Source organism: Shewanella phaeophyticola, from assembly GCF_025398315.1.
GTDB classification, from domain to species: domain Bacteria; phylum Pseudomonadota; class Gammaproteobacteria; order Enterobacterales; family Shewanellaceae; genus Shewanella; species Shewanella phaeophyticola.
Map to the genome: position 1 here is coordinate 4,094,050 of NZ_JAODOQ010000001.1, position 24,602 is coordinate 4,118,651.

Genomic DNA, 24,602 nt, shown 5'->3' on the forward strand with positions numbered 1-24,602 from the left:
GCTTTGCTGATGCAAAGCACCCTTGGTTACCAAACATTGCTTAAGTGCGATGCTTACTCTTGATCCAACTCGATATTAATACCAAGTGAACGGATTTCCTTCAACAATACGTTGAAAGACTCAGGCATGCCTGGTTGCATCTGATGGTTACCGTCGACGATGTTTTTATACATCTGAGTACGACCGTTAACGTCATCTGACTTAACTGTTAGCATTTCTTGTAGAGTATAAGCTGCACCGTATGCTTCAAGTGCCCACACTTCCATCTCACCGAAACGCTGACCACCGAATTGGGCTTTACCGCCCAATGGTTGTTGTGTTACTAAGCTGTACGAACCGGTTGAACGGGCGTGCATCTTGTCATCAACTAAGTGGTTCAGTTTGAGCATGTACATGTAACCAACAGTTACTTTACGCTCAAATTCGTTACCGGTACGGCCGTCACATAATGTTAACTGGCCTGATTCAGGTAAGCCTGCAAGAGCAAGCATTTGCTTGATCTCTTTCTCTTTAGCACCGTCGAATGCTGGTGTAGCAATCGGCACACCACCTTTAAGGTGAGTCGCTAAGCGCACAACTTCATCATCGCTGAACGAATTGATGTCAACACGCTGAAGCACGTCATCACCTAAATCGTATACTTGCTTGATGTAGTCGCGAAGTTCGGCAATTTCACGCTGCTCTTCAAGCATAGCAGTGATCTTGTTACCAATACCTTTCGCTGCAGCACCCATGTGAACTTCAAGTACCTGACCGATGTTCATACGCGATGGTACGCCCAATGGGTTAAGTACGATGTCTACAGGATTACCTTCTTCATCGTATGGCATGTCTTCGATTGGACAGATCTTCGAGATAACACCTTTGTTACCATGACGACCCGCCATCTTGTCACCTGGTTGAATAGTACGTTTAACGGCTAAGTAAACCTTAACAATTTTCAGTACACCTGGTGCCAAGTCATCACCTTGAGTGATCTTGCGACGCTTGATTTCAAACTTCTTGTCAAAGTCAGCTTTTAGCTCTTCGTGCTGTTCAGCTAACTGCTCTAGTTCAGTTTGTTTTGCTTCGTCGTCGATAACTTGAATTAACACGTCTTTACGTGGGATTTCAGCTAATTTAGCTTCAGAATAACCCACAGACAGTAACAAGTTACGTGCACGGCTCAATACACCTTCTTCAAGGATCTTGAACTCTTCACCTAAGTCTTTACGAGCTTGGCGTACGTGCATTTCTTCGATTTCAAGCGCGCGCTTGTCTTTTTCAACGCCGTCACGGGTAAATACCTGAACGTCGATGATGGTACCTTTTACTGAGTTAGGTACACGTAATGAGCTGTCCTTAACGTCAGAGGCTTTTTCACCAAAAATAGCACGGAGTAGCTTCTCTTCTGGGGTTAATTGTGTTTCACCTTTAGGTGTCACTTTACCCACTAGAATGTCGCCACCTTTCACTTCAGCACCGATGTAAACGATACCTGATTCATCTAATTTAGATAAAGCAGACTCACCTACGTTTGGAATGTCAGCAGTGATTTCTTCGCTACCCAATTTAGTATCACGAGCAATACAAGAAAGCTCTTGAATATGGATAGTAGTGAAACGATCTTCTTGTGCAACGCGCTCAGAAATTAAGATCGAATCTTCGAAGTTATAACCGTTCCAAGGCATGAACGCGATGCGCATGTTTTGACCAAGAGCCAAATCACCTAAATCGGTAGATGGTAGCCATCAGCCAATACGTCACCACGAACCACTGGCTCGCCAACGAAACAACAAGGACGTTGGTTAATACAAGTGTTTTGGTTTGAACGGGTATATTTAGTTAAATTGTAAATGTCGATACCCGCTTCGCCTGGGCGTAGCTCATCTTCATTTACTTTAATCACGATACGGCTAGCATCTACGTAGTCAACAACACCACCACGTTTAGCTGCCACAACCACACCAGAGTCAACAGCAAGTGTACGTTCAATACCAGTACCGACTAACGGCTTATCAGCACGTAATGTAGGAACGGCTTGACGTTGCATGTTTGCACCCATCAATGCACGGTTAGCATCATCGTGTTCTAAGAACGGAATTAATGATGCCGCAACAGAAATAATCTGTTGTGGTGATACGTCCATATATTGAACGTCAGCAGCACGCATAAAGGTAGATTCACCTTTATGACGACAAGCAATCTGCTCTTCAACCATGCGACTATTAGCATCAACTTCAATGTTTGCCTGTGCAATAACATAACGGCCTTCTTCGATTGCTGATAAGTATTCAACTTCATCAGTAATCACACCATCAACCACTTTGCGGTAAGGTGTTTCTAAGAAACCATAAGAGTTAGTGCGTGCAAAACTTGCTAGCGAGTTGATTAGACCAATGTTTGGACCTTCAGGGGTCTCAATTGGACATAAACGACCGTAGTGAGTTGGATGTACGTCACGGACTTCGAAGCCAGCACGTTCACGAGTCAAACCACCTGAGCCAAGTGCAGAAATACGACGCTTATGCGTCACTTCTGATAGCGGGTTGTTTTGATCCATAAACTGTGACAACTGTGAAGAACCGAAGAATTCTTTCACTGCCGCAGAAATTGGCTTAGCGTTAATTAAGTCTTGTGGCATAAGCTCGTTTAAATCGCCTAACGATAGACGTTCACGAACAGCACGCTCAACACGGACTAGACCAACACGGAATTGGTTTTCAGCCATCTCACCTACGCTACGAATACGACGGTTGCCTAAGTGGTCAATATCATCGACCTCATCATAGCCGTTACGGATTTCGATGATTTTCTTCATTACCGATACGATGTCTTCTTTAGACAACACACCATTACCTTCGTCTTCAGCAATCTCAAGACGACGGTTGAACTTCATACGACCTACTTTAGATAAGTCATAGCGCTCTTCACTGAAGAATAAGTTTTGGAATAAACCTTCTGCTGCATCTTTGGTTGGTGGCTCGCCAGGACGCATCATACGGTAAATCTCAACTAACGCTTCTAGACGGTTAGTTGTAGAGTCAATGCGTAATGTGTCAGCAATATAAGCACCATGATCAAGATCATTGATAAACAATGTATCGATGTTCTTAATACCAGCAAGAGATAACTTAGCTAAATCTTCTAAGGTAATTTCGCTGTTAGCAGTAACTAATACTTCACCTGTATCTTCATCGATATAGTCTTGTGCTGCATACTTACCAACAATGTAATCAACTGGCACTTCAAGCTCAGTGGTGTTGGTTTTTTCAAGTTGCTTAATATGACGCGCAGTAATACGACGACCAGCTTCAACTAATAAAGTACCTTCGGTATCTTTAATGTCATAGCTTGCGGTTTCGCCGCGTAAACGGTCAGGCACAAGTGCCATTACAAGTGAGTCTTTCTTGATCTTAAACTCAATACGTTCAAAGAATAGATCTAAGATATCTTGAGTAGAGTATTCAAGCGCACGTAAGATGATCGTTGCCGGTAATTTACGACGACGGTCAATACGAACGAATAAAGCATCTTTAGGATCGAATTCAAAGTCAAGCCATGAACCACGGTAAGGAATAATACGTGCGTTATAAAGCACCTTACCTGAAGAGTGGGTTTTACCACGGTCATGATCAAAGAACACGCCTGGAGAACGGTGTAACTGAGAAACAATAACACGCTCAGTACCGTTAATAACGAAAGTACCGTTATCAGTCATTAATGGGATATCACCCATGTAGACTTCTTGCTCTTTAATGTCTTTAACAGTGCCAGCAGCAGCTTCACGGTCAAACAACACCATGCGTAATTTAACGCGAAGTGGTGCTGAATAAGTAACACCGCGGATCTGACATTCTTTCACATCAAAAACTGGCTCACCTAGCTTGTAGCTGACATATTGCAGCTCAGAATAGCCAGAAAAGCTCTTGATAGGAAAAACGCTACGGAATGCAGCTTCTAAGCCGCGCTCACCCGTAGGGTCTTGATCGGTGAACTTCTTAAAAGAGTCTAACTGGATAGACAATAAATAAGGGATATCCAAAACTTTTGGACGCTTACCAAAGTCTTTGCGAATACGCTTCTTTTCAGAATAGGAGTAAACCATGGGTTTCCTCTGCTTACGAGATGTGACCAAGACTGAAATAATATAATTAAATCAGCACGTTTGCCCATCACCGTTGATGGCAAGAACCTAACCAGTAATCTCTGCTAGGGACTGCTAAAACTGGCGACAAACGGTGAATAAAAATCGCCTGCGCATAAAGCGCAAAAAAGGCCGACGGTTAAAAAAACCGCCAGCCTTCACCCAATTGCTTGGGTGAGCAAGTAAGTTATAGCTTACTTGATTTCAACAGCTGCACCAGCTGCTTCTAGATCAGCTTTAAGAGCTTCTGCTTCTTCTTTGCTGATCGCTTCTTTAACAGCGATTGGCGAAGATTCAGCCATAGTCTTAGCTTCTTTCAGGCCTAAACCTGTAGCGCCACGTAGAGCTTTAATAACTGCTACTTTGTTGTCGCCGTGTGAAGTAAGAACTACGTCGAATTCTGTTTGCTCTTCAGCAGCTGCACCAGCGTCGCCGCCGCCAGCAACTACTGCAGCAGCAGCAGAAACGCCGAATTTTTCTTCCATAGCTTCGATTAGTTCAACAACTTCCATTACAGACATTGCTGCAAAAGCTTCTAACATTTGGTCTTTAGTGATAGACATAAGAAATATTTCCTATTGTTCTGAATTCAATTTGATTAAGCGGCCGGCTTAAAATTAAGCGGCGTCTTGTTTTTGATCGCGAAGAGCGGCCAATGTACGAACGAACTTGCCAGCAGATGCTTCTTTCATAGTCATCATCAACTGAGCTAGTGCTTCTTCGTATGTTGGTAGTTTCGCTAAACGATCAATATCAGCTGCAGGGATAAATTCCCCTTCGAAAGCTGCACCTTTAACTTCAAACTTAGCTTGTTCTTTAGCGAAATCTTTTAAAAGACGCGCTGCAGCACCTGGGTGCTCAGTAGAGAAAGCTAGTAAAGTTGAGTACAGTGAAAGTTTCGGCTAGGCACTCAAAAGCAGTACCTTGAACAGCGCGACGAGCTAGAGTGTTACGTACTACACGTACATAAACACCATTAGCGCGAGCTGTTTTACGCAAAACAGTCATAGCACCTACAGTTACACCGCGAGAATCAGCGGCTACTGCAGAAAGTGCACCTTTGGCAGCTTCGTTGACTTCAGCAACAATTGCCTTTTTGTCTTCGAGTCTTAATGCCATTGGCTTTACTCCTGGATTCTACCTAGGGAATACCCCTAGAATTTACCAAACTAAGCACAACATGTACTTAGTTACTTACGGTGCAGATATTCCAGTAAAAAAATTTAGCTGGGGCCTGACACCGTCTACGCAGGAAATTAAGTTAACCTGACGATTGACACCTGCGGTCTTGGACGGAAGCTGATTTTTCACTCAATAAATCGACAAAACGATAATTATTGGCTAAAAAACAGCTTCAACCCACAAAGTGCGCGCATTATAGACTAACTCGCGCATTTTGTAAAATTACTTAATGTCTTCCAAGCTAGCTTGGTCAACAGAAACACCTGCACCCATAGTGGTAGAGATGCTTACTTTTTTAACGTAAACGCCTTTTGCAACTGCAGGCTTAGCCTTTTTCAGTGCAGACACTAACGCTTCTAAGTTGTCTTTCAACTGTTCAACAGTGAAATCCACTTTACCGATAGTAGTGTGGATAATACCGTTTTTGTCGTTGCGATAACGCACTTGACCAGCTTTAGCATTTTTAACTGCATCTGCAACGTTAGGCGTTACAGTACCAGTTTTAGGGTTAGGCATTAAACCACGTGGTACCTAAGATTTGACCTAACATACCAACAACGCGCATTGCGTCAGGTGATGCGATAACTACGTCGAAGTTCATTTCGCCAGCTTTAACTTGTTCAGCTAAATCTTCCATACCCACTAGTTCTGCGCCAGCAGCTTTAGCAGCTTCAGCGTTTGCACCTTGAGTGAATACAGCAACACGAACGTCACGACCAGTACCGTGTGGAAGTACAGTAGCACCACGCACGTTTTGGTCTGATTTACGAGGATCGATACCAAGGTTAACAGCTACGTCAACACTTTCTACGAACTTAGCAGTTGCTAGTTCTTTTAAAAGTGCTACTGCTTCGTTGATGTCGTACTGTTTAGTTGCATCAACTTTTTCGCGGATTACGCGAGCGCGCTTAGTTAGCTTTGCCATTATATTAGTCCTCTACTACCAAACCCATTGAACGTGCAGTACCTTCAATTGAGCGAGTCATCGCTTCAATATCAGCACCAGTCATATCAGCGGCTTTAGTTTCAGCAATTTCCTGAACTGCGCTACGCTTGATAGTTCCTACTTTTTGAGTGTTAGGACGGCCAGAACCTGATTTCAAACCAGCTGCTTTAAGCAGTAGGAAAGACGCTGGTGGAGTCTTAGTTTCAAAAGTGAAAGAACGGTCATTATATACAGTGATAACAACAGGGATCGGCATACCTTTCTCGAACTTTTCAGTACGAGCGTTGAATGCTTTACAGAATTCCATGATGTTCACACCTTTTTGACCTAAAGCAGGATCAACTGGTGGAGACGGGTTTGCAGCACCGGCTGCTACTTGTAGCTTAATATAAGCTTCAATTTTCTTTGCCATGTCGACATTTCCTCTATTTGGGTTCAAACGCATCTCGGCGACATGCCAATTTGCTCCCCTCAAAACAACGGGTGCGAATTATAATAAAATACGCACCCGCAAACAATATTTATTTTGTAGTTATTTTAATCAGCTTTTTTCAACCTGATTAAAATCTAACTCTACTGGTGTCGAACGGCCGAAGATCATTACCGAAACCTTAACGCGATTTTTATCGTAATCAACTTCTTCGATAGTACCGTTAAAGTCAGCAAATGGACCATCACATACACGAACAACTTCACCTGGTTCATACATAACACGATGAGTTGGAGACTCAACGGTGTCTTGTAGACGCTGAAGAATAGCATTAGCTTCTTTGTCAGAAATCGGCGCTGGACGATCAGATGTGCCACCAATAAAGCCCATTACACGTGGAATGCTCTTTACTAAGTGCCAGCTTTCATCGTTCATTTCCATCTGCACTAATACATAGCCAGGGAAAAATTTACGTTCGCTTTTACGACGCTGACCCGCACGCATTTCTACCACTTCTTCAGTAGGGACTAAAATCTCACCGAAGTAGTGTTCCATGTTATGCATTTTGATATGTTCAAGCAGTGTTTTAAGCACACGGCCTTCATAACCCGAAAAGGCTTGAATTACATACCATCTTTTTTTCGCTTCTGTAGCTTCAGTCATTTTTAGATGCCTATACGCCAGTAATTAAATTGACTACTCGTAACAATACAGCATCTAATCCCCAAAGGATCAGTGCCACTACAGCTGTTGCTGCAAGTACAATAAATGTAGTGTTTAGCGCCTCTTGGCGAGTTGGCCATACTACTTTACGCACTTCAATGTGTGCTTCGCGAGCAAATGATAATGCTTGCTTACCCTTGATAGTTTGCAATGCAATAACACCTGCAATAGCAAAGGCAATAATTACCCCAGCAACACGAGCCACAACACTAGCATCTGCGTAAAATTGATTGCCTATAACAGCGGCAGCGATGAGCAATGCTGCTACGCTCCACTTAACGATATCCAAAGAATTACTCTGGTTTTCAGTATTTGTTGTCATCGGTTAATTCCGTTACTCACTACGACCTGAGCTTAGCTTGGTAAACAGCATATTTACCAAATCCGCATTTCCGAGCTTTCCCAGAAAATGCATAAGCACAGGGTCAAAAATCGGCCATAGATTGTATTCTTATTCAGCTTTGTTCGCAACATTACAGGTAAATTTAGCGCGACAAATTAGATAAAAAAACCAATTAATTTGTTTTTTTATCTAAAAACAAAAAAGGAAGCCGAAGCTTCCTTTTTCAATGTTCACTAAAGTCGCTATTACGCGATGATTTTAGCTACAACACCAGCACCAACTGTACGGCCACCTTCACGGATAGCGAAACGTAAACCGTCGTCCATCGCGATTGGGTAAATCAAAGTAACAACCATCTTGATGTTATCACCAGGCATAACCATTTCTACGCCTTCTGGTAACTCAATTGTGCCTGTTACGTCTGTTGTACGGAAGTAGAACTGTGGACGGTAACCTTTGAAGAATGGAGTGTGACGTCCGCCTTCTTCTTTTGATAACACGTATACTTCTGATTCGAATGTAGTGTGTGGAGTGATTGAACCAGGCTTAGCTAGTACTTGACCACGTTCTACGTCATCACGCTTAGTACCACGTAATAACACACCACAGTTCTCACCTGCACGACCTTCGTCAAGCAGCTTACGGAACATTTCTACACCAGTACAAGTTGTTTTAGTGGTCGCGTGAACACCAACGATTTCTACTTCGTCAGATACACGGATGATACCACGCTCAACACGACCTGTTACCACTGTACCACGACCTGAAATCGAGAATACGTCTTCGATTGGTAGTAGGAATGGCTTGTCGATGTCACGCTCTGGCTCTGGAATGTAGCTGTCTAGTGCTTCTGCAAGTTCGATTACTTTAGCTTCCCATGCCGCATCGCCTTCTAACGCTTTTAATGCAGAACCTTGGATTACTGGTAAGTCATCACCTGGGAAGTCATATTCTGATAGAAGTTCACGTACTTCCATTTCTACTAATTCTAGTAACTCTTCGTCATCTACCATGTCACATTTGTTCATGAATACGATGATGAAAGGTACACCAACCTGACGTGAAAGTAGGATGTGCTCACGAGTCTGTGGCATTGGTAGCCATCTGTCGCTGCTACTACTAAAATTGCGCCGTCCATCTGTGCAGCACCAGTGATCATGTTTTTAACATAATCCGCGTGACCTGGACAGTCTACGTGTGCGTAGTGACGTGTTGGCGTGTCATATTCGATGTGAGAAGTATTAATGGTAATACCGCGCTCACGCTCTTCTGGAGCGTTATCGATTTGAGCGAAGTTACGTGCTTCACCACCATAAGTCTTAGACAATACTGCAGAGATAGCTGCAGTAAGAGTTGTTTTACCATGGTCAACGTGACCGATGGTGCCTACGTTTACGTGGGGCTTATTACGTTCAAATTTAGCTTTTGCCATGGTATTGCCTCAATCCAATAGTTTGGTGATGAAAACACAGATATAGTAAAAATCCGATGCATAAATATGACATCGAATCAATTATCGTTTAGGCGTTAGAATAATGACAGGCTGGTGCTGATAGGCAGATTCGAACTGCCGACCTCACCCTTACCAAGGGTGCGCTCTACCAACTGAGCCATATCAGCAATCAAATTTTGGAGCGGATGGCGGGAATCGAACCCGCGTTATCAGCTTGGAAGGCTGGAGTAATACCATTATACGACATCCGCGCAACCTAACATAGGCTACCTAACTACCTAGAAAAAATGGTGGAGGGAGAAGGATTCGAACCTTCGAAGGCTGAGCCGTCAGATTTACAGTCTGATCCCTTTGGCCACTCGGGAACCCCTCCAGTAAAATGGTGCCGGCACCAAGAGTCGAACTCGGGACTATACTGATTACAAGTCAGTTGCTCTACCAACTGAGCTATGCCGGCGTGTCATTTCGGGTTCGGATATTAGGTAAATGTGCCAAGGAGTGCAATAGATAAATGCTAAAAAACTTAAAAAAAGTTTCAAATGACGCTTTTTTGGCCTCGTTTTTTGAAAAAAGCACAATTTCTAATCGAATCTACTCCACATGACCACAAATCAATATCAAAGTATTGTCGGTGATTATTCGATAGTGTAATGTGCCTGACCAACCTAGAGGAATGGTTATGACTTCAATTAACTCAATACAAGATGCACTTTACTTTGCTTTTCAGCGCGAGCATTGGGCTGAACTTCGTAAATCAGTACCTCTTACCTTGAGTCAAACTGAACTTGAAAACCTTCGCGGTATGAATGAAAAACTGTCTCTTGATGAAGTGACCGACATTTATCTTCCTCTGAGTCGCTTGCTAAACCTATTTGTAGGCTCTAAACAACAACGAGGACTGGTTCTTGGAAAGTTTTTAGAGCAACAAGCTACCCCAAGCCCCTACATCATCAGTATTGCTGGTAGTGTTGCTGTCGGTAAGAGTACCACAGCACGAATCCTGCAAACCCTTTTACAGCGCTGGCCTGAGCATCCTAAGGTTGATCTTGTGACTACCGACGGATTTTTATACCCGTTGGCTGACTTAAAGCGTAAAGGGTTGTTACAACGTAAGGGATTTCCTGAGAGCTACGACATGAAAATGCTTGTTGAGTTTATCTCAGCAGTAAAAGCAGGCAATAAAGAAGTATTAGCGCCTTTATATTCGCATGTGACTTATGACAGACTCCATAACGAACATCAGGCAATTCGGCAACCTGATATTTTGATCATCGAAGGTCTTAACGTGTTGCAAACTGGCCTAGATACTCCTATTGATACAAGAAGACCTTTTGTTTCTGATTTTGTCGATTTTTCTATTTATGTCGATGCAGATGAATCGTTATTAAAACAATGGTACAAGCAACGTTTCTTACAGTTTAGAGGTGGCGCATTTAGCGAGCCGGAGTCTTTCTTTCATCATTACTCATCGCTAACCGATGATGAAGCTAATGCAGTTGCCGCAGAATATTTGGGATACCATTAACGGACCATAATTTAAATCTTAATATTCAGCCAACACGTGAAAAGTGCCATTTAATTTTACAAAAAGGCACTAACCATTTAATGAACAAGGTATTGTTGCGTAAGTAATATTTATAAACCTGGTGTTAACTTGGTGCTTGGTGATTGACTTTATTGTGCAGCCCGCAAACTGATCTCTCCGCCAACAAATGCACTAATACCTTGCTCAGTCTCAAACAAAATAGCTCCTTGGTTATCAATACCTCGACAAATACCAGTGATAGCATTAGGTGACATCGTCAGTGTCACTTCACGATTAATAAATAAATCATGTCTATTCCAACGCGTTGCAAATTCAGATAAACCATGTTGTTCAAATAGCAGTAAATCGCGCTTAAGTTGTGCATGCAGCTTAACTAACAATGCTGTTTTATCAGGCATACTCGCCATAGTCGATAAGTCACTCCATGGTTGATCAATCAGTTCACCTTGTTCAGCAGACATACTCATATTGATACCGAAACCAATGACTAAATCTGTATATTGTGAAGATGTTTGGCTTACTTCTATTAAAATCCCAGCCAATTTTTTATGATCTAAGTAAATATCATTTGGCCATTTTAACCCTAAATCTTCTACACCAAAATCTTGTAACGCTTTTACGATTGCGCATCCTACAACCAAACTTAAGCCACTCGCCTGGGCAATATCTTGATTAAAACGCCAAAATAATGATGCATATATATGGTGACCATAAGGAGACATCCATTGCCGCCCCCGACGCCCGCGACCTGCTGATTGATACTCTGCAACGCAAATATCGCCTGATTTAAGCTCTGTGGCGTGATTCAACATAAATGCGTTGGTACTCTTGGTATCATCAAAATAAAAACAACGATTGTCTATTGCATTAACCAGTTGACTCTCAACAATTAATGAAATGGGATTAGCTAATTTGTAACCTTTACCCTTAACACTGTAAATTTCAATGCCATAATCTTTTAAGCTATCTATGTGTTGATTAATCGCGGCTCGTGTTAGTGACAATTGCTTTGCAATTACCTCTCCGGAAACAAAATGTTGATGAGTTAAACAATTGAGAATTTGCCGTTTACGAGACCAATGATCGTTCATTTAATTTCTACCTCTCCTTGAGAACCAATTATTCTAGGCTCAGGATGCAAAACCACCGTAAACTTATCATAAACGGCATCAATTATTTTCCGCGCTAATTGACAGACGTCCCCCCCTGTCGCAGTACCAAGGTTAACCAGTACTAATGCCTGTTCTTGATGCACTGTCGCACCACCAACCTTAACACCTTTCAACCCTGCTTGATCGATAAGCCAACCGGCAGCCAGCTTGAATTGTCCATCAGCTTGCTCATAGGCAATTAAATTTGGAAATGACGCCTTCAATGCACTGTAATGCTCAACTGAAATCACAGGATTCTTAAAGAAGCTGCCTACGTTACCTAACTTTGCAGGATCGGGTAATTTAGACTGTCGAACCAGACAAACACAATCGAAAATTTGCCTTGCCGTTACAGTTGAAGAATCAAAGTGTTGTAATGCACCATAGTTGATAACAGGCGCCCATTTTTTAGCTAATTTTAGTGTGACTTGAGTGATCACCGCTAAGTTTCTTAGACGTTGTTTAAATACAGACTCGCGGTAATCAAACTCGCACTGTTGGTTGTTGTATGTCGTCAATTTTCCTGTGTCTAACTGCAAAAATTCTACCTGATGACAAAATTGATTGAACTCAAGTCCATAAGCACCAATATTTTGAATCGGAGCAGCGCCTACAGTACCGGGTATCAGCGCCATATTCTCTAAACCATAAATATGTCTATCCAAACAAAATTCGACGAGCAGATGCCAGTTTTCACCAGCCTGAACAGTGAGATAATAATGCGTATCATCACTCGCTATTTCGATACCTTTAGTAGACACCTTGACGACAGAGCCTTGATAGTTCTCAGTGAAAACTAGATTACTCCCACCCCCAAGGATTAGCATGGGAAAATTCTCTCTATACAGCTTGTTGCAAGTTGTGATGAGTTCGGCCTTAGACGTTACATCAATTAGTGAGTCACAATCTTGCTGGAGACCAAAAGTATTAAACGGCGTAAGTGAAATAGTCATAGAATGATTACGTTTCTAAACATTACTGTTATTGTACATTAACTTGCGATATTCCCATTATTTACCTACGCATTAATTATGGTAAACAAGAGCGTAAAACGATAAATGTCTCACTTAGTCGATAGTATATAACCATTATACTCATTCTTGATGTTAAGGGAGGATTACAGTTACAGACGCTAAAGCTTAGTAAATCTAGACGTAAAAAAGCCCGTTGTGTTAGCAACGGGCTTATCACTCTCTTTAAGAGAAATTAGCCGCCTGGAAATGACCTACTCTCACATGGGCATATCGACCACACTGCTATCATGCTCATTCAAAGCTCAAATTCCAGACGTAAAAAAGCCCGTTGTGTTAACAACGGGCTTATCACTCTCTTTTCAGAGAAATTAGGCGTCTGGAAATGACCTACTCTCACATGGGCATATCGACCACACTGCTATCATGCCCATTCAACGCACAAATCTTAGACGTAAAAAAGCCCGATGCATTAGCAACGGGCTTTCGTACATATTAGGCGTCTGGAAATGACCTACTCTCACATGGGGAGACCCCACACTACCATCGGCGATACTGTGTTTCACTTCTGAGTTCGGAATGGGATCAGGTGGGACTCACAGCTCTATGGTTTCCAGACAAAAAATTGTACGGAACAAATTTTTAACGCACTTTAGTGCGGCTCGTTAGGGTCAAATACATGGATGTATTTGATAAATTGCTCCTCTATCTAATGCTACATTGAGCATTAAATAATAATTCGGAAAGCTGATTGCTTTGAGTCTCTACACACCACTTAAGTGCTCTATTCTAATACTAAGTTCGTATCAGTAAAACCCATCTGGGTTGTATGGTTAAGCCTCACGGGTCATTAGTACAAGTTAGCTCAACGCCTCACAACGCTTACACACCTTGCCTATCAACGTAGTAGTCTCCTACGGTACCTTTAGAGAGCTTAAAGCTCTAGGGATGACTCATCTTAGGGCTCGCTTCCCGCTTAGATGCTTTCAGCGGTTATCGATCCCGAACGTAGCTACCGGGCAATGCTATTGGCATAACAACCCGAACACCAGCGGTTCGTCCACTCCGGTCCTCTCGTACTAGGAGCAGCCCCCTTCAATCATCCAACGCCCACGGCAGATAGGGACCGAACTGTCTCACGACGTTCTGAACCCAGCTCGCGTACCACTTTAAATGGCGAACAGCCATACCCTTGGGACCGACTTCAGCCCCAGGATGTGATGAGCCGACATCGAGGTGCCAAACACCGCCGTCGATATGAACTCTTGGGCGGTATCAGCCTGTTATCCCCGGAGTACCTTTTATCCGTTGAGCGATGGCTACTTCCATTCAGAACCACCGGATCACTATGACCTACTTTCGTACCTGCTCGACGTGTATGTCTCGCAGTTAAGCTGGCTTATGCCATTGCACTAACCGTACGATGTCCGACCGTACTTAGCCAACCTTCGTGCTCCTCCGTTACTCTTTGGGAGGAGACCGCCCCAGTCAAACTACCCACCAGGCACTGTCCCGAACCCCGATAAGGGGCCGCGGTTAGAACATCAAAACTACAAGGGTGGTATTTCAAGATTGACTCCACACAAACTAGCGTTCATGCTTCAAAGTCTCCCACCTATCCTACACATGTAGGTTCAATGTTCAGTGCCAAGCTATAGTAAAGGTTCACGGGGTCTTTCCGTCTAGCCGCGGGTATACGGCATCTTCACCGCAATTTCAACTTCACTGAGTCTCGGCTGGAGACAGCGTGGCCATCATTACGCCATTCGTGCAGGTCGGAACTTACCCGACAAGGAATTTCGCTACCTTAGGACCGTTATAGTTACGGCCGCCGTTTACCGGGGCTTCGATCATGAGCTTCTCCTTACGGATAACCCAATCAATTAACCTTCCGGCACCGGGCAGGCGTCATACCGTATACGTCATCTTGCGATTTTGCACAGTACTGTGTTTTTGATAAACAGTTGCAGCCACCTGGTATCTGCGACTCCCAACAGCTTAGAGAGCAAGTCTCATCACCGTCAGGAGCGTACCTTCTCCCGAAGTTACGGTACCATTTTGCCTAGTTCCTTCAGCCGAGTTCTCTCAAGCGCCTTGGTATTCTCTACCCGACCACCTGTGTCGGTTTGGGGTACGATTTCTACTAACCTGAAGCTTAGAAGATTTTCCTGGAAGCATGGCATCAACTACTTCATCACCTTAGTGACTCGTCATCAGCTCTCGGCCTTAAGATTTCCCGGATTTGCCTAAGAAATCAGCCTACCACCTTAAACGCGGACTACCAACGCCGCGCTAGCCTAGCCTTCTCCGTCTCTCCATCGCAGTTAGCAAAAGTACAGAAATATTAATCTGTTTCCCATCGATTACGCCTTTCGGCCTCACCTTAGGGGTCGACTCACCCTGCCCCGATTAACGTTGGACAGGAACCCTTGGTCTTTCGGCGAGGGAGTTTTTCACTCCCTTTATCGTTACTCATGTCAGCATTCGCACTTCTGATACGTCCAGTGTGGGTTACCCCTTCACCTTCAACCGCTTACAGAACGCTCCTCTACCGCGCATCTCTAATGAAATGCACCCGTAGCTTCGGTGGTATGTTTAGCCCCGTTACATCTTCCGCGCAGGCCGACTCGACTAGTGAGCTATTACGCTTTCTTTAAATGATGGCTGCTTCTAAGCCAACATCCTAGCTGTCTAAGCCTTCCCACATCGTTTCCCACTTAACATACACTTTGGGACCTTAGCTGACGGTCTGGGTTGTTTCCCTTTTGACGACGGACGTTAGCACCCGCCGTCTGTCTCCCGTATAGCACTCATTGGTATTCGGAGTTTGCAAAGGGTTGGTAAGTCGGGATGACCCCCTAGCCTTAACAGTGCTCTACCCCCAATGGTGTTCGTACGAGGCGCTACCTAAATAGCTTTCGAGGAGAACCAGATATCTCCCGGTTTGATTGGCCTTTCACCCCCAGCCACAAGTCATCCGCTCATTTTTCAACATAAGTCGGTTCGGTCCTCCAGTTGATGTTACTCAACCTTCAACCTGCCCATGGCTAGATCACCGGGTTTCGGGTCTACACCTTGCAACTAAACGCGCAGTTAACACTCGGTTTCCCTACGGCTCCGCTATTCGCTTAACCTCGCTACAAAATGTAAGTCGCTGACCCATTATACAAAAGGTACGCAGTCACGGTCTCAAGAACCGCTCCCACTGCTTGTACGTATACGGTTTCAGGTTCTATTTCACTCCCCTCACAGGGGTTCTTTTCGCCTTTCCCTCACGGTACTGGTTCACTATCGGTCAGTCAGGAGTATTTAGCCTTGGAGGATGGATCTCCCCATATTCAAACAGGATGTCACGTGTCCCGCCTTACTCGTTTTCATCAATGGTTAGTTTTCGTGTACGGGGCTATCACCCTGTGCCGCTGTGCTTTCCAACACATTCCACTAACACCCCACTGACTTAAGGGCTAATCCCCGTTCGCTCGCCGCTACTAGGGGAATCTCGGTTGATTTCTTTTCCTCCGGGTACTTAGATGTTTCAGTTCCCCGGGTTTGCCTCTACACACTATGTATTCATGTGCAGATACTCACTTATGTGAGTGGGTTTCCCCATTCGGACATCGTTAGCTCAAATGCTTGTTACTAGCTCGCCAACGCTTTTCGCAAGTTACTACGTCCTTCATCGCCTCTGACTGCCAAGGCATCCACCGTATACGCTTGGTCACTTAACCATACAACCCAAATGGGTCTTTCTTACGCTTGTTACTCATCTTATTATCCGGCGTTTTCAGTTTCACTCTTCAATCATGTAGCGCTGCTACACTCATTCGTCGTTTAACTTCAAGCCTTGCTTAATAAGCGATTAACTGCGCTCATCCTTTGCCTAAACAAAAGACAAGAAAAACGTGGGTCATATCATGACCAGCTGGTTTTTACTTTGATAATTCATGCACTTTCGCACACGAAATCGCCTTAGTTTTTAGAATATTCAAGACACTTAAACAGTGTTTTGAGAACTCAATGTTTGGTACGTCACCTTAAATAAAGTGCCGCATCAAACGATTTGTAATTAATCACATGACAGACTCATGTAATTAAATACTATCAGCTTTCCAAATTGTTAAAGAGCGGGCTTAAAAAAGCCAAAGATAAAGTTTCATTTATCTTTGGCATCTCTAACCTATGCATGTATTTATCATTATGACAAATCTAAATGGTGGAGCAATGTGAGTGGGATCGAACCGCTTTTATAGCGTCTTGATCAAACTAATTGAACCAACAAGTAAATGGTGGAGCTATGCGGGATCGAACCGCAGACCTCCTGCGTGCAAGGCAGGCGCTCTCCCAGCTGAGCTATAGCCCCATTTACATGCAGTTGAGAATTTACGTTTACCTTCAATGAAGGTGTATTACCAAATCTTGTTAAATCAAGGCGAGGAGAACGACGTTTAGCTTGCTAAACGAGTTATCCGACAACGCAGAGTTAACGAGATTTTGGTGGGTCAGAGTGGACTTGAACCACCGACCTCACCCTTATCAGGGGTGCGCTCTAACCAGCTGAGCTACAGACCCATTTATACTTGTTTTTTCACTCAATCACTGCGTTGCTTTTCATTGTTCAGTCGTCGTGTAGTGTACTACACGTCCTTCTTCACGCTTCAAGCGCCTTGTGCTAGAGCGAATTAACGTCGTCTAAACAGACACGTAATTTCTCTTTCTTTCTATCAAGTAATCTGTGTGAACACTCAAGCACACGGATGTGCTGTGTGCAATAAACGCACGGATGCAGTTTATTGTCACCAAGTATCGAGCTAGTCGTATAGGTAAGGAGGTGATCCAGCCCCAGGTTCCCCTAGGGCTACCTTGTTACGACTTCACCCCAGTCATGAACCACAAAGTGGTGAGCGTTCTCCCTAAGGTTAAACTACCCACTTCTTTTGCAGCCCACTCCCATGGTGTGACGGGCGGTGTGTACAAGGCTCGGGAACGTATTCACCGTAGCATTCTGATCTACGATTACTAGCGATTCCGACTTCATGGAGTCGAGTTGCAGACTCCAATCCGGACTACGACGTACTTTGTGAGATTAGCTCCACCTCGCGGCTTTGCAACCCTCTGTATACGCCATTGTAGCACGTGTGTAGCCCTACTCGTAAGAGCCATGATGACTTGACGTCGTCCCCACCTTCCTCCGGTTTATCACCGGCAGTCTCCCTAGAGTTCCCACCATTACGTGCTGGCAAATAAGGATAGGGGTTGCGCTCGTTGCGGGACTTAACCCAACATTTCACAACACGAGCTGACGACAGCCATGCAGCACCTGTCTCACAGTTCCCGAAGGCACAATCGCATCTCTGCAATCTTCTGTGGATGTCAAGAGTAGGTAAGGTTCTTCGCGTTGCATCGAATTAAACCACATGCTCCACCGCTTGTGCGGGCCCCCGTCAATTCATTTGAGTTTTAACCTTGCGGCCGTACTCCCCAGGCGGTCTACTTAATGCGTTAGCTTGAGAGCCCAGTGCTCAAGGCACCAAACTCCGAGTAGACATCGTTTACGGCGTGGACTACCAGGGTATCTAATCCTGTTTGCTCCCCACGCTTTCGTGCATGAGCGTCAGTCTTTGTCCAGGGGACCGCCTTCGCCACCGGTATTCCTCCAGATCTCTACGCATTTCACCGCTACACCTGGAATTCTACCCCCCTCTACAAGACTCTAGTTCGCCAGTTCCAAATGCAATTCCCAGGTTGAGCCCGGGGATTTCACATCTGGCTTAACAAACCGCCTGCGCACGCTTTACGCCCAGTAATTCCGATTAACGCTCGAACCCTCCGTATTACCGCGGCTGCTGGCACGGAGTTAGCCGGTCCTTCTTCTGTAGGTAACGTCACAGATATTACGTATTAAGTAACACCCTTTCCTCCCTACTGAAAGTGCTTTACAACCCGAAGGCCTTCTTCACACACGCGGCATGGCTGCATCAGGCTTTCGCCCATTGTGCAATATTCCCCACTGCTGCCTCCCGTAGGAGTCTGGTAGCGTGTCTCAGTCCCAGTGTGGCTGATCATCCTCTCAGAACAGCTAGGGATCGTCGCCTTGGTGAGCCATTACCTCACCAACTAGCTAATCCCACCTAGGTTCATCCAATCGCGAAAGGCCCGAAGGTCCCTCCTTTCCCCCGTAGGGCGTATGCGGTATTAGCAGTCGTTTCCAACTGTTATCCCCCTCGACTGGGCAGATCCCTAGGCATTACTCACCCGTCCGCCGCTCGTCAGCAAAGTAAGCAAGCTTACTTTCTGTTACCGCTCGACTTGCATGTGTTAGGCCTGCCGCCAGCGTTCAATCTGAGCCATGATCAAACTCTTCAATTAAAGTTTTTTCGAGACAAAGTCTCGGCTCAATGAATTCTGATTGCTTATCTCATCGAAGTGAAACAAGTCTTTTGTACATATTGCTATGAACATTCATCGTTGCATTGAGTTTAAATTTTTTGATTGCCTACGTTCCGAAGAACAAGAAGACAATTTCGAATAACTCAATACCTGTGAATGTCCACACAGATTACTTGATAAATTGTTAAAGAGCGTTGACCGTTTCAGTAGGTCAGGGCTGCGTATTTTACGCATTCCCTTTATGGCGTCAAGTGTTTTTTCAAACTTCTTTTTGCCGTTATCTCTGCTACCTCAGTAGCTTGATAACACTCACCGGTTTTGCTTTCGCTGTCTGCCGTGTCAGTGGATGCGCATTATAGGCAGCTTAAGATTTAGTGCAAGCGCTTTTAATTAATAATAGTTTCGAGCGTCGAACTTTTGTTCAGATCGTTTCTTTTTTGAGTTTTTTGCTTAAAGAAGCACCTTTAGCTAGAGCACAAAATGGTTATTTCCGATATTTAAGTTAACTTTGAGCTCAATTTTTCAACAGCAGTCTGGTGTATCTGGCAAAATTTAATTACTATGTAACGGTTTTTAACAGTTATTTATCATTTTTATATTCATTAGAGATTATTTTATGCAGAAATCATTCGTGATTGTTTTGATTGCGGCGCTTCTTGGCGCTTTTGTTTTTTCTCAGTTTGGCGGTGCATCTTCCTCTGTAGCGTTTATTGCTGGTGTAGTTGTGGCAACGTTGATTTTTACCTTTATGCCAACAAGCTCAGCAAACTCAGCTGATGAACCTTATGTTGGTCCAACTATGACACTGTATGTAGGTAATCTACCTTACCGTGTGCACGAAGGTGAAGTGAAAGCGTTATTTGGTGAATATGGTGCAGTTAACTCTGTACGTTTGGTTCGTGACCGCAAGACAGGCCGTCGTAAAGGTTTTGGGTTTGTTGAAATGTCTGAAGCTGGCGCACAAAAGGCAATGGCTAAACTTAATGACTACAGCTTCCAAGAACGTACTTTAAAAGTAAGAGAAGCTAAATCACAAGAATCTGACTCTGACAATAGCCAGAATTCGTAATATGTGAGATAGCGATATCGTTAGTCGGTTATGGTTACCAGCGAAAAATCACTAAAGCCATAATCGACTAATGCTTCTTTAAGCCCTTCACTAATGTCTGCTGTATAACATGTTTGTAATTGCTTACTGCCGTTATGTTCTTTTGAAAGCAAAAATCTCACTCGCTTTGCTATTGCCTCACCCGAATCTAACAACGTGATTCCGGATCCTATACAATCACTGATCTCTTTTGCGATCATCGGAAAATGTGTACAGCCTAGTACTAATACATCTATATCGGATTCAATAATTGGTAGCAGAATAGCTTTCAACTTATTTTTGTCGATAGTTTGACGTGCTACATGTTGTTCGGCTAATAACACGAGTTCAGATGTTCCAAACAATTCTACTCGGCAATCTTCAGCAAATTGGTTGATGAGTTCTTGAGTGTAATCTCGTCTCACTGTTCCTGGTGTAGCCAACAATCCTATGTGTTTCTTTTGCGATAACATTGCTGCAGGTTTGATAGCTGGAACAACGCCAACAATTGGAATAGTAAGTGACTGGCGCAATTGAGGCAGTACGAGTGTACTTGCAGTATTACATGCAACGATCACTATGCTGGCATTGAGGCGTTTAGCCTGTTGGGTTATCAATGCAACACAACCGCTTATTAGTTCTTGTTCTGACAAGTTACCATATGGCAAACGGGCATTATCGAACAGATAGCAATAGTTATGCTGAGGTAGCTGTTTTCTAATTTCACTCATGACCGACAGTCCGCCGATGCCAGAATCAAATACTAATATAGATCCAGACAATGTGGGCTCCAAAGATGAATCGGTTCAATATTTATGGTTATGTCATTTTATCATTAGGCGCGTAATACTGGACATCAGCGTCATTTAGTATAATATTTGCGCCCTTTTTTACAGCCTTGGGTGGACGATATGAATTTAGCTGCAATGGATCCTAAAAACTACGATGCACAATTACAACAAAAGCGCATCAAGCTTGAACAGGCCTTTGCCAATTTCAATCCACCAGCGCTAGAAATTTTTGCTTCAGAACCGATGCATTATCGTATGCGTGCCGAATTTAGAATGTGGCATGAAGGCGATGACTTATATTACTACATGTTTGATAAAGCACTGAATGCAAAAGTGCGTTGTGACCAATATTTACCAGCAGGGTTACTGATTAATCAGATGATGGCGGCAATTATAGAAGAATTAAAGCCTAATCCAGCATTACGTCACAAGCTATTTCAGATAGATTTTTTGTCAACGCTTAGTGGTGAAATTTTAGTGTCGCTGCTCTATCATCGTCAACTTGATGATGAATGGCGCGATCAAGCAACTCAATTAAAAGCTAAATTAGCGACACAGTTTAATGTCAATATTATTGGCCGAGCTCGTAAGCAAAAAATAGACTTAGACAAAGACTTTGTGGTCGAATCGTTAACGGTTAATCAACAAGCGTTACAGTACAAGCAAATCGAAAACAGCTTTACTCAGCCTAATGCAAAAGTCTCAGTAAAAATGCTCGAATGGGCGATAGATGCAACTAAACAAAGCCAAGGTGATTTACTGGAACTGTATTGTGGCAATGGTAATTTTACCATTGCATTAGCACAAAACTTTAACCGAGTATTAGCCACTGAATTAGCTAAGCCATCTGTTGATGCCGCTCAATATAATATTGCTATCAATAAAGTGGATAACGTTCAGATTATTCGTATGTCGGCAGAAGACTTTAGCGACGCGATGGCGAAGAAACGTCAATATCGACGCTTAGAAGGAATTGATTTAGACAGTTATGATTGCAATACCATCTTTGTTGACCCACCTCGCGCAGGTATTGATTCAGAGACGTTAAAGTTAGTACAAGGCTACGAGCGAATTTTGTATATCTCGTGTAATCCTGAAACCTTAAAAGACAACTTGCTTACACTAAGCAAAACCCATGAAGTTAGCCGCTTTGCATTATTTGACCAATTTCCATATACCGATCATATGGAGTCAGGTGTGTTGCTAGTGCGTAGATAACTCAGCGCGATTTGCTAGGGTCTGTTGATCTTTCAAGGTTGTTTTTGCAGCGAATTGTTGGCCATTTGTACAAGGCAGAGACTTTGAAGTGTAGTTATTCTACATAAAAAGTCGATAACACAGTAAAAATGGCCAACAAACGCTGCCCAAAGGGTTCGGCTAAAAACGTTTTACTCTTTGTTGAATGGATTTTGCTTAGGTGACTAGGCATCAATCCATTCGTCTCGATTAAAACGTTTTTAACTCGAACAAAATTCAATCAGCAAAGATCAACAGACCCTAGATACAACAAGGGCGCATTCATTGCGCCTTTGTTGTATCGACAATACCGAAAAATTTTAGGTACGATTGTCCATTTTTTGCTGTAACGCTTCTGCGCCCGTTGCCACCATGCGCAACTGTAATACAAGCTGATCAGCCAATGCTTTACGCTCACTGCGTTTTAAATCTAACGCCGACGCTCCGGCATTAAACACTAAAATCACTAATGCTTCTGCCTGTGCTCGAGCAAGATCGGGCGTGCGGTTGGCTTGCGCTTCAGTGTAATGCGCGAGCTCTGAAATAAAGTGTTCAATCTCACGCTCTACAGCAGCTCTAAACGCAGCAGATGTTCCTGAACGCTCATGCAATAAAATACGAAATACGTTTGGATTAGATTCTAATACTTCAATAAAGGTATCGACTGAAATGCGGATAACACTGCCACCCGCTTCTGCGCGTTGACGACCTTTACGCATCATTTGGCGCAAGGTTAAACCACCTTCATCAACCATGGTTAATCCAAGTTCGTTCATGTCTTTAAAGTGACGATAGAAAGAAGTGGGAGCAATACCTGCTTCGCGTGCAACCTCACGCAAACTTAAACTCGAAAAACTACGTTCTGCGCTTAATTGATTAAAAGCAGCATCCACTAATGCACGACGCGTTTTTTCCTTTTGTTGTGCTCTAACACCCATTTACTATTCCATTCAGTCAATATTTATCAACAGATAATACCGTTTTTAAAACAGAAACACAGCCCTGTTAAACTTGACCCGTCCCTATCGACTAAGTTAAATTAGCGTACAAATGTACGCTCAACTTGCTATAACCTATTATTGGAATCTTATTAAATGAAAAAACCTCCAATCATTTGGCTTAATACCCTGCTATTTGCCATTACCTTAATTGGCGCTGTGGTATTAATCCCTTGGCGTGGCTTCGCCCATGGCTTTGACGGCATTGAATGGATTGCATTTGTTGTTTTCGCTTACGCTAGTGGCTTATCGATTACCGCTGGCTATCATAGGTTATGGTCTCATAAAGCCTACAAGGCTCACCCTGCGGTTCGTTTTTTATATGCGTTAGGTGGTGCATTAGCACTGCAGAACAGTGCTTTACATTGGTGTAGTGACCATCGTATACACCACAAACATGTTGATAATAATGATAAAGATCCGTACTCGGCTAAAATGGGCTTTTGGTATAGTCACATAGGTTGGATGCTACGTGAATATCAGGCAAGTCGTTACAGCGATTACAATAACGTACGCGATTTACAAAACGACCGTATCGTTATGTGGCAGCATAAACACTACTTAGCGTTAGTCATTTTTATGAACATTGGTTTACCAGCATTTTTAGGTTGGTTAAACGGTGACATACTGTCGATGGTGTTAATGGCAGGTTTATTACGCTTAGTGGTAGTACATCACTGCACCTTTTTTATTAACTCTTTAGCCCACATTTGGGGTAAACAGCCGTACACAGATAAAAACACTGCACGCGATAATGCCTTTTTAGCCTTATTAACATATGGCGAGGGCTATCACAATTTTCACCATATTTTTGAAAACGATTATCGTAATGGCATTAAGTGGTGGGATTACGATCCAACCAAATGGTTAATCAAAGCGATGAGCTGGGTTGGCTTAGCCACTAACCTTCGAAAAGTGCCGCAAGAGCGTATTGAAAGTGCACGTTTGCAAATGCAACTCTTGCAAGCGCAAAATCAAGTAGCACATTTACCTAACTGCGATGAAATTGTTGAAAAGTTTCAAGCTGAATACGATTTAATGAAGCAACATTTACTTGAATACTATCAAGCGAAAAAGAGCTTGATTGAAGCTAAACGTAAACAATTAGCCGATCATAATCTTAAACAACAAGTGCAACACTTACGCAGCCAGTTTTTAGAAAGGCAGCGTCAATGGAAAAGCTTAACTGCTGCTTACGCCCAATAAGTGAAGTAATACCAAAAGGCCATCTG

The 24,602-nt window shown here is 43.5% G+C and carries 11 protein-coding genes, 6 tRNA genes, 3 rRNA genes and 6 pseudogenes; 4 read left to right on the forward strand and 22 right to left on the reverse strand.

Translation table 11 applies throughout. The features are described 5' to 3' along the window. Positions 1–53 precede the first annotated feature (53 nt). The 12 genes and pseudogenes from rpoB to N4T56_RS19045 all read right to left on the reverse strand — a co-directional run bounded on the left by rpoB (position 54) and on the right by N4T56_RS19045 (position 9,660). Positions 54–4,087: pseudogene (gene rpoB / locus N4T56_RS18990) on the reverse strand (DNA-directed RNA polymerase subunit beta). Positions 4,088–4,320: 233 nt separating this feature from the next. Next, on the reverse strand, positions 4,321–4,689 hold the full coding sequence (gene rplL, locus N4T56_RS18995; protein ID WP_188923171.1) for a 50S ribosomal protein L7/L12: 369 nt from the start codon (positions 4,687–4,689) through the stop codon (positions 4,321–4,323). Positions 4,690–4,743: 54 nt separating this feature from the next. After that, positions 4,744–5,245: pseudogene (gene rplJ, locus N4T56_RS19000) on the reverse strand (50S ribosomal protein L10). Between the two features lie 285 nt (positions 5,246–5,530). Beyond that, positions 5,531–6,233: pseudogene (rplA, locus tag N4T56_RS19005) on the reverse strand (50S ribosomal protein L1). Between the two features lie 4 nt (positions 6,234–6,237). Continuing rightward, the gene (rplK, locus tag N4T56_RS19010; RefSeq protein ID WP_261734288.1) at positions 6,238–6,666 is read right to left on the reverse strand and encodes a 50S ribosomal protein L11; all 429 of its coding nucleotides are present in this window, start codon (positions 6,664–6,666) and stop codon (positions 6,238–6,240) included. A gap of 129 nt (positions 6,667–6,795) precedes the next feature. Continuing rightward, positions 6,796–7,347 (reverse strand): transcription termination/antitermination protein NusG, encoded by a 552-nt coding sequence (nusG, locus tag N4T56_RS19015; RefSeq protein ID WP_188923168.1) that lies wholly within the window; start codon positions 7,345–7,347, stop codon positions 6,796–6,798. Positions 7,348–7,357: 10 nt separating this feature from the next. Further along, positions 7,358–7,729, reverse strand: a complete 372-nt coding sequence (gene secE, locus N4T56_RS19020; protein ID WP_188927084.1) for a preprotein translocase subunit SecE — start codon at positions 7,727–7,729, stop codon at positions 7,358–7,360. A gap of 266 nt (positions 7,730–7,995) precedes the next feature. Further along, positions 7,996–9,182: pseudogene (tuf, locus tag N4T56_RS19025) on the reverse strand (elongation factor Tu). Between the two features lie 112 nt (positions 9,183–9,294). Further along, positions 9,295–9,370 (reverse strand) — tRNA-Thr (locus tag N4T56_RS19030). Between the two features lie 10 nt (positions 9,371–9,380). After that, positions 9,381–9,454 (reverse strand) — tRNA-Gly (locus N4T56_RS19035). A gap of 37 nt (positions 9,455–9,491) precedes the next feature. Beyond that, positions 9,492–9,576 (reverse strand) — tRNA-Tyr (locus N4T56_RS19040). 7 nt (positions 9,577–9,583) lie between these two features. Further along, a tRNA-Thr gene (locus tag N4T56_RS19045) sits at positions 9,584–9,660 on the reverse strand. A 222-nt stretch (positions 9,661–9,882) separates the two neighbouring features. On the opposite strand from N4T56_RS19045, the pseudogene coaA reads away from it, so the two are divergent. Then, a pseudogene (gene coaA, locus N4T56_RS19050) lies at positions 9,883–10,835 on the forward strand (type I pantothenate kinase). A gap of 42 nt (positions 10,836–10,877) precedes the next feature. Here the strand turns inward: coaA and birA are convergent. The 7 genes from birA to N4T56_RS19085 form a co-directional block, all read right to left on the reverse strand. Then, entirely contained in the window at positions 10,878–11,840 is a 963-nt protein-coding gene (gene birA / locus N4T56_RS19055; RefSeq protein ID WP_261734289.1) for a bifunctional biotin--[acetyl-CoA-carboxylase] ligase/biotin operon repressor BirA, read from the reverse strand. Further along, a complete protein-coding gene (gene murB / locus N4T56_RS19060) occupies positions 11,837–12,853 on the reverse strand; it encodes a UDP-N-acetylmuramate dehydrogenase (protein WP_261734290.1) in 1,017 nt (338 codons plus the stop codon). The genes birA and murB overlap by 4 nt, the downstream gene beginning before the upstream one ends. A 519-nt stretch (positions 12,854–13,372) precedes the next feature. After that, a 5S ribosomal RNA gene (gene rrf, locus N4T56_RS19065) occupies positions 13,373–13,489 on the reverse strand. A 211-nt stretch (positions 13,490–13,700) separates the two neighbouring features. Continuing rightward, a 23S ribosomal RNA gene (locus N4T56_RS19070) occupies positions 13,701–16,599 on the reverse strand. A 556-nt stretch (positions 16,600–17,155) separates the two neighbouring features. Next, a tRNA-Ala gene (locus N4T56_RS19075) sits at positions 17,156–17,231 on the reverse strand. A 132-nt stretch (positions 17,232–17,363) separates the two neighbouring features. Beyond that, positions 17,364–17,440, reverse strand: a tRNA-Ile gene (locus tag N4T56_RS19080). A gap of 252 nt (positions 17,441–17,692) precedes the next feature. Next, positions 17,693–19,237 (reverse strand): 16S ribosomal RNA (locus N4T56_RS19085). Together the 16S, 23S and 5S rRNA genes with 2 tRNA genes alongside form the textbook arrangement of a ribosomal RNA operon. Positions 19,238–19,874: 637 nt before the next feature. On the opposite strand from N4T56_RS19085, the gene N4T56_RS19090 reads away from it, so the two are divergent. Next, positions 19,875–20,327, forward strand: a complete 453-nt coding sequence (locus tag N4T56_RS19090; protein WP_261734291.1) for an RNA recognition motif domain-containing protein — start codon at positions 19,875–19,877, stop codon at positions 20,325–20,327. Between the two features lie 20 nt (positions 20,328–20,347). Here the strand turns inward: N4T56_RS19090 and murI are convergent, their stop codons facing one another. Beyond that, positions 20,348–21,127, reverse strand: coding sequence for a glutamate racemase (gene murI / locus N4T56_RS19095; protein ID WP_261734292.1), 780 nt, complete (start codon positions 21,125–21,127; stop codon positions 20,348–20,350). 129 nt (positions 21,128–21,256) lie between these two features. Here murI and trmA point away from each other — a divergent pair, with 129 nt between their 5' ends. Next, positions 21,257–22,354, forward strand: coding sequence for a tRNA (uridine(54)-C5)-methyltransferase TrmA (trmA, locus tag N4T56_RS19100; protein ID WP_261734293.1), 1,098 nt, complete (start codon positions 21,257–21,259; stop codon positions 22,352–22,354). Between the two features lies 1 nt (position 22,355). Here trmA and N4T56_RS22880 read toward each other — a convergent pair. Both N4T56_RS22880 and fabR read right to left on the reverse strand, forming a co-directional pair. Further along, positions 22,356–22,565: pseudogene (locus N4T56_RS22880) on the reverse strand (hypothetical protein). A 127-nt stretch (positions 22,566–22,692) separates the two neighbouring features. Continuing rightward, positions 22,693–23,310 carry an HTH-type transcriptional repressor FabR gene (gene fabR / locus N4T56_RS19110; protein WP_188919275.1) on the reverse strand — a complete coding sequence of 206 codons (618 nt, stop codon included), beginning with the start codon at positions 23,308–23,310 and terminating at the stop codon, positions 22,693–22,695. A 156-nt stretch (positions 23,311–23,466) separates the two neighbouring features. Between fabR and N4T56_RS19115 the strand changes: the two genes are divergently transcribed. Further along, on the forward strand, positions 23,467–24,576 hold the full coding sequence (locus N4T56_RS19115; RefSeq protein WP_261734294.1) for an acyl-CoA desaturase: 1,110 nt from the start codon (positions 23,467–23,469) through the stop codon (positions 24,574–24,576). Positions 24,577–24,602 lie beyond the last annotated feature (26 nt).

Bases quoted from the DNA above. Each gene is read 5' to 3' on its own strand.
- birA (WP_261734289.1), bottom strand. From the start codon at position 11,840: ATGAACGATCATTGGTCTCGTAAACGGCAAATTCTCAATTGTTTAACT.
- fabR (WP_188919275.1), bottom strand. From the start codon at position 23,310: ATGGGTGTTAGAGCACAACAAAAGGAAAAAACGCGTCGTGCATTAGTG.
- rplL (WP_188923171.1), bottom strand. From the start codon at position 4,689: ATGTCTATCACTAAAGACCAAATGTTAGAAGCTTTTGCAGCAATGTCT.
- murB (WP_261734290.1), bottom strand. From the start codon at position 12,853: ATGACTATTTCACTTACGCCGTTTAATACTTTTGGTCTCCAGCAAGAT.
- trmA (WP_261734293.1), top strand. From the start codon at position 21,257: ATGAATTTAGCTGCAATGGATCCTAAAAACTACGATGCACAATTACAA.
- secE (WP_188927084.1), bottom strand. From the start codon at position 7,729: ATGACAACAAATACTGAAAACCAGAGTAATTCTTTGGATATCGTTAAG.
- N4T56_RS19090 (WP_261734291.1), top strand. From the start codon at position 19,875: ATGCAGAAATCATTCGTGATTGTTTTGATTGCGGCGCTTCTTGGCGCT.
- N4T56_RS19115 (WP_261734294.1), top strand. From the start codon at position 23,467: ATGAAAAAACCTCCAATCATTTGGCTTAATACCCTGCTATTTGCCATT.
- rplK (WP_261734288.1), bottom strand. From the start codon at position 6,666: ATGGCAAAGAAAATTGAAGCTTATATTAAGCTACAAGTAGCAGCCGGT.
- nusG (WP_188923168.1), bottom strand. From the start codon at position 7,347: ATGACTGAAGCTACAGAAGCGAAAAAAAGATGGTATGTAATTCAAGCC.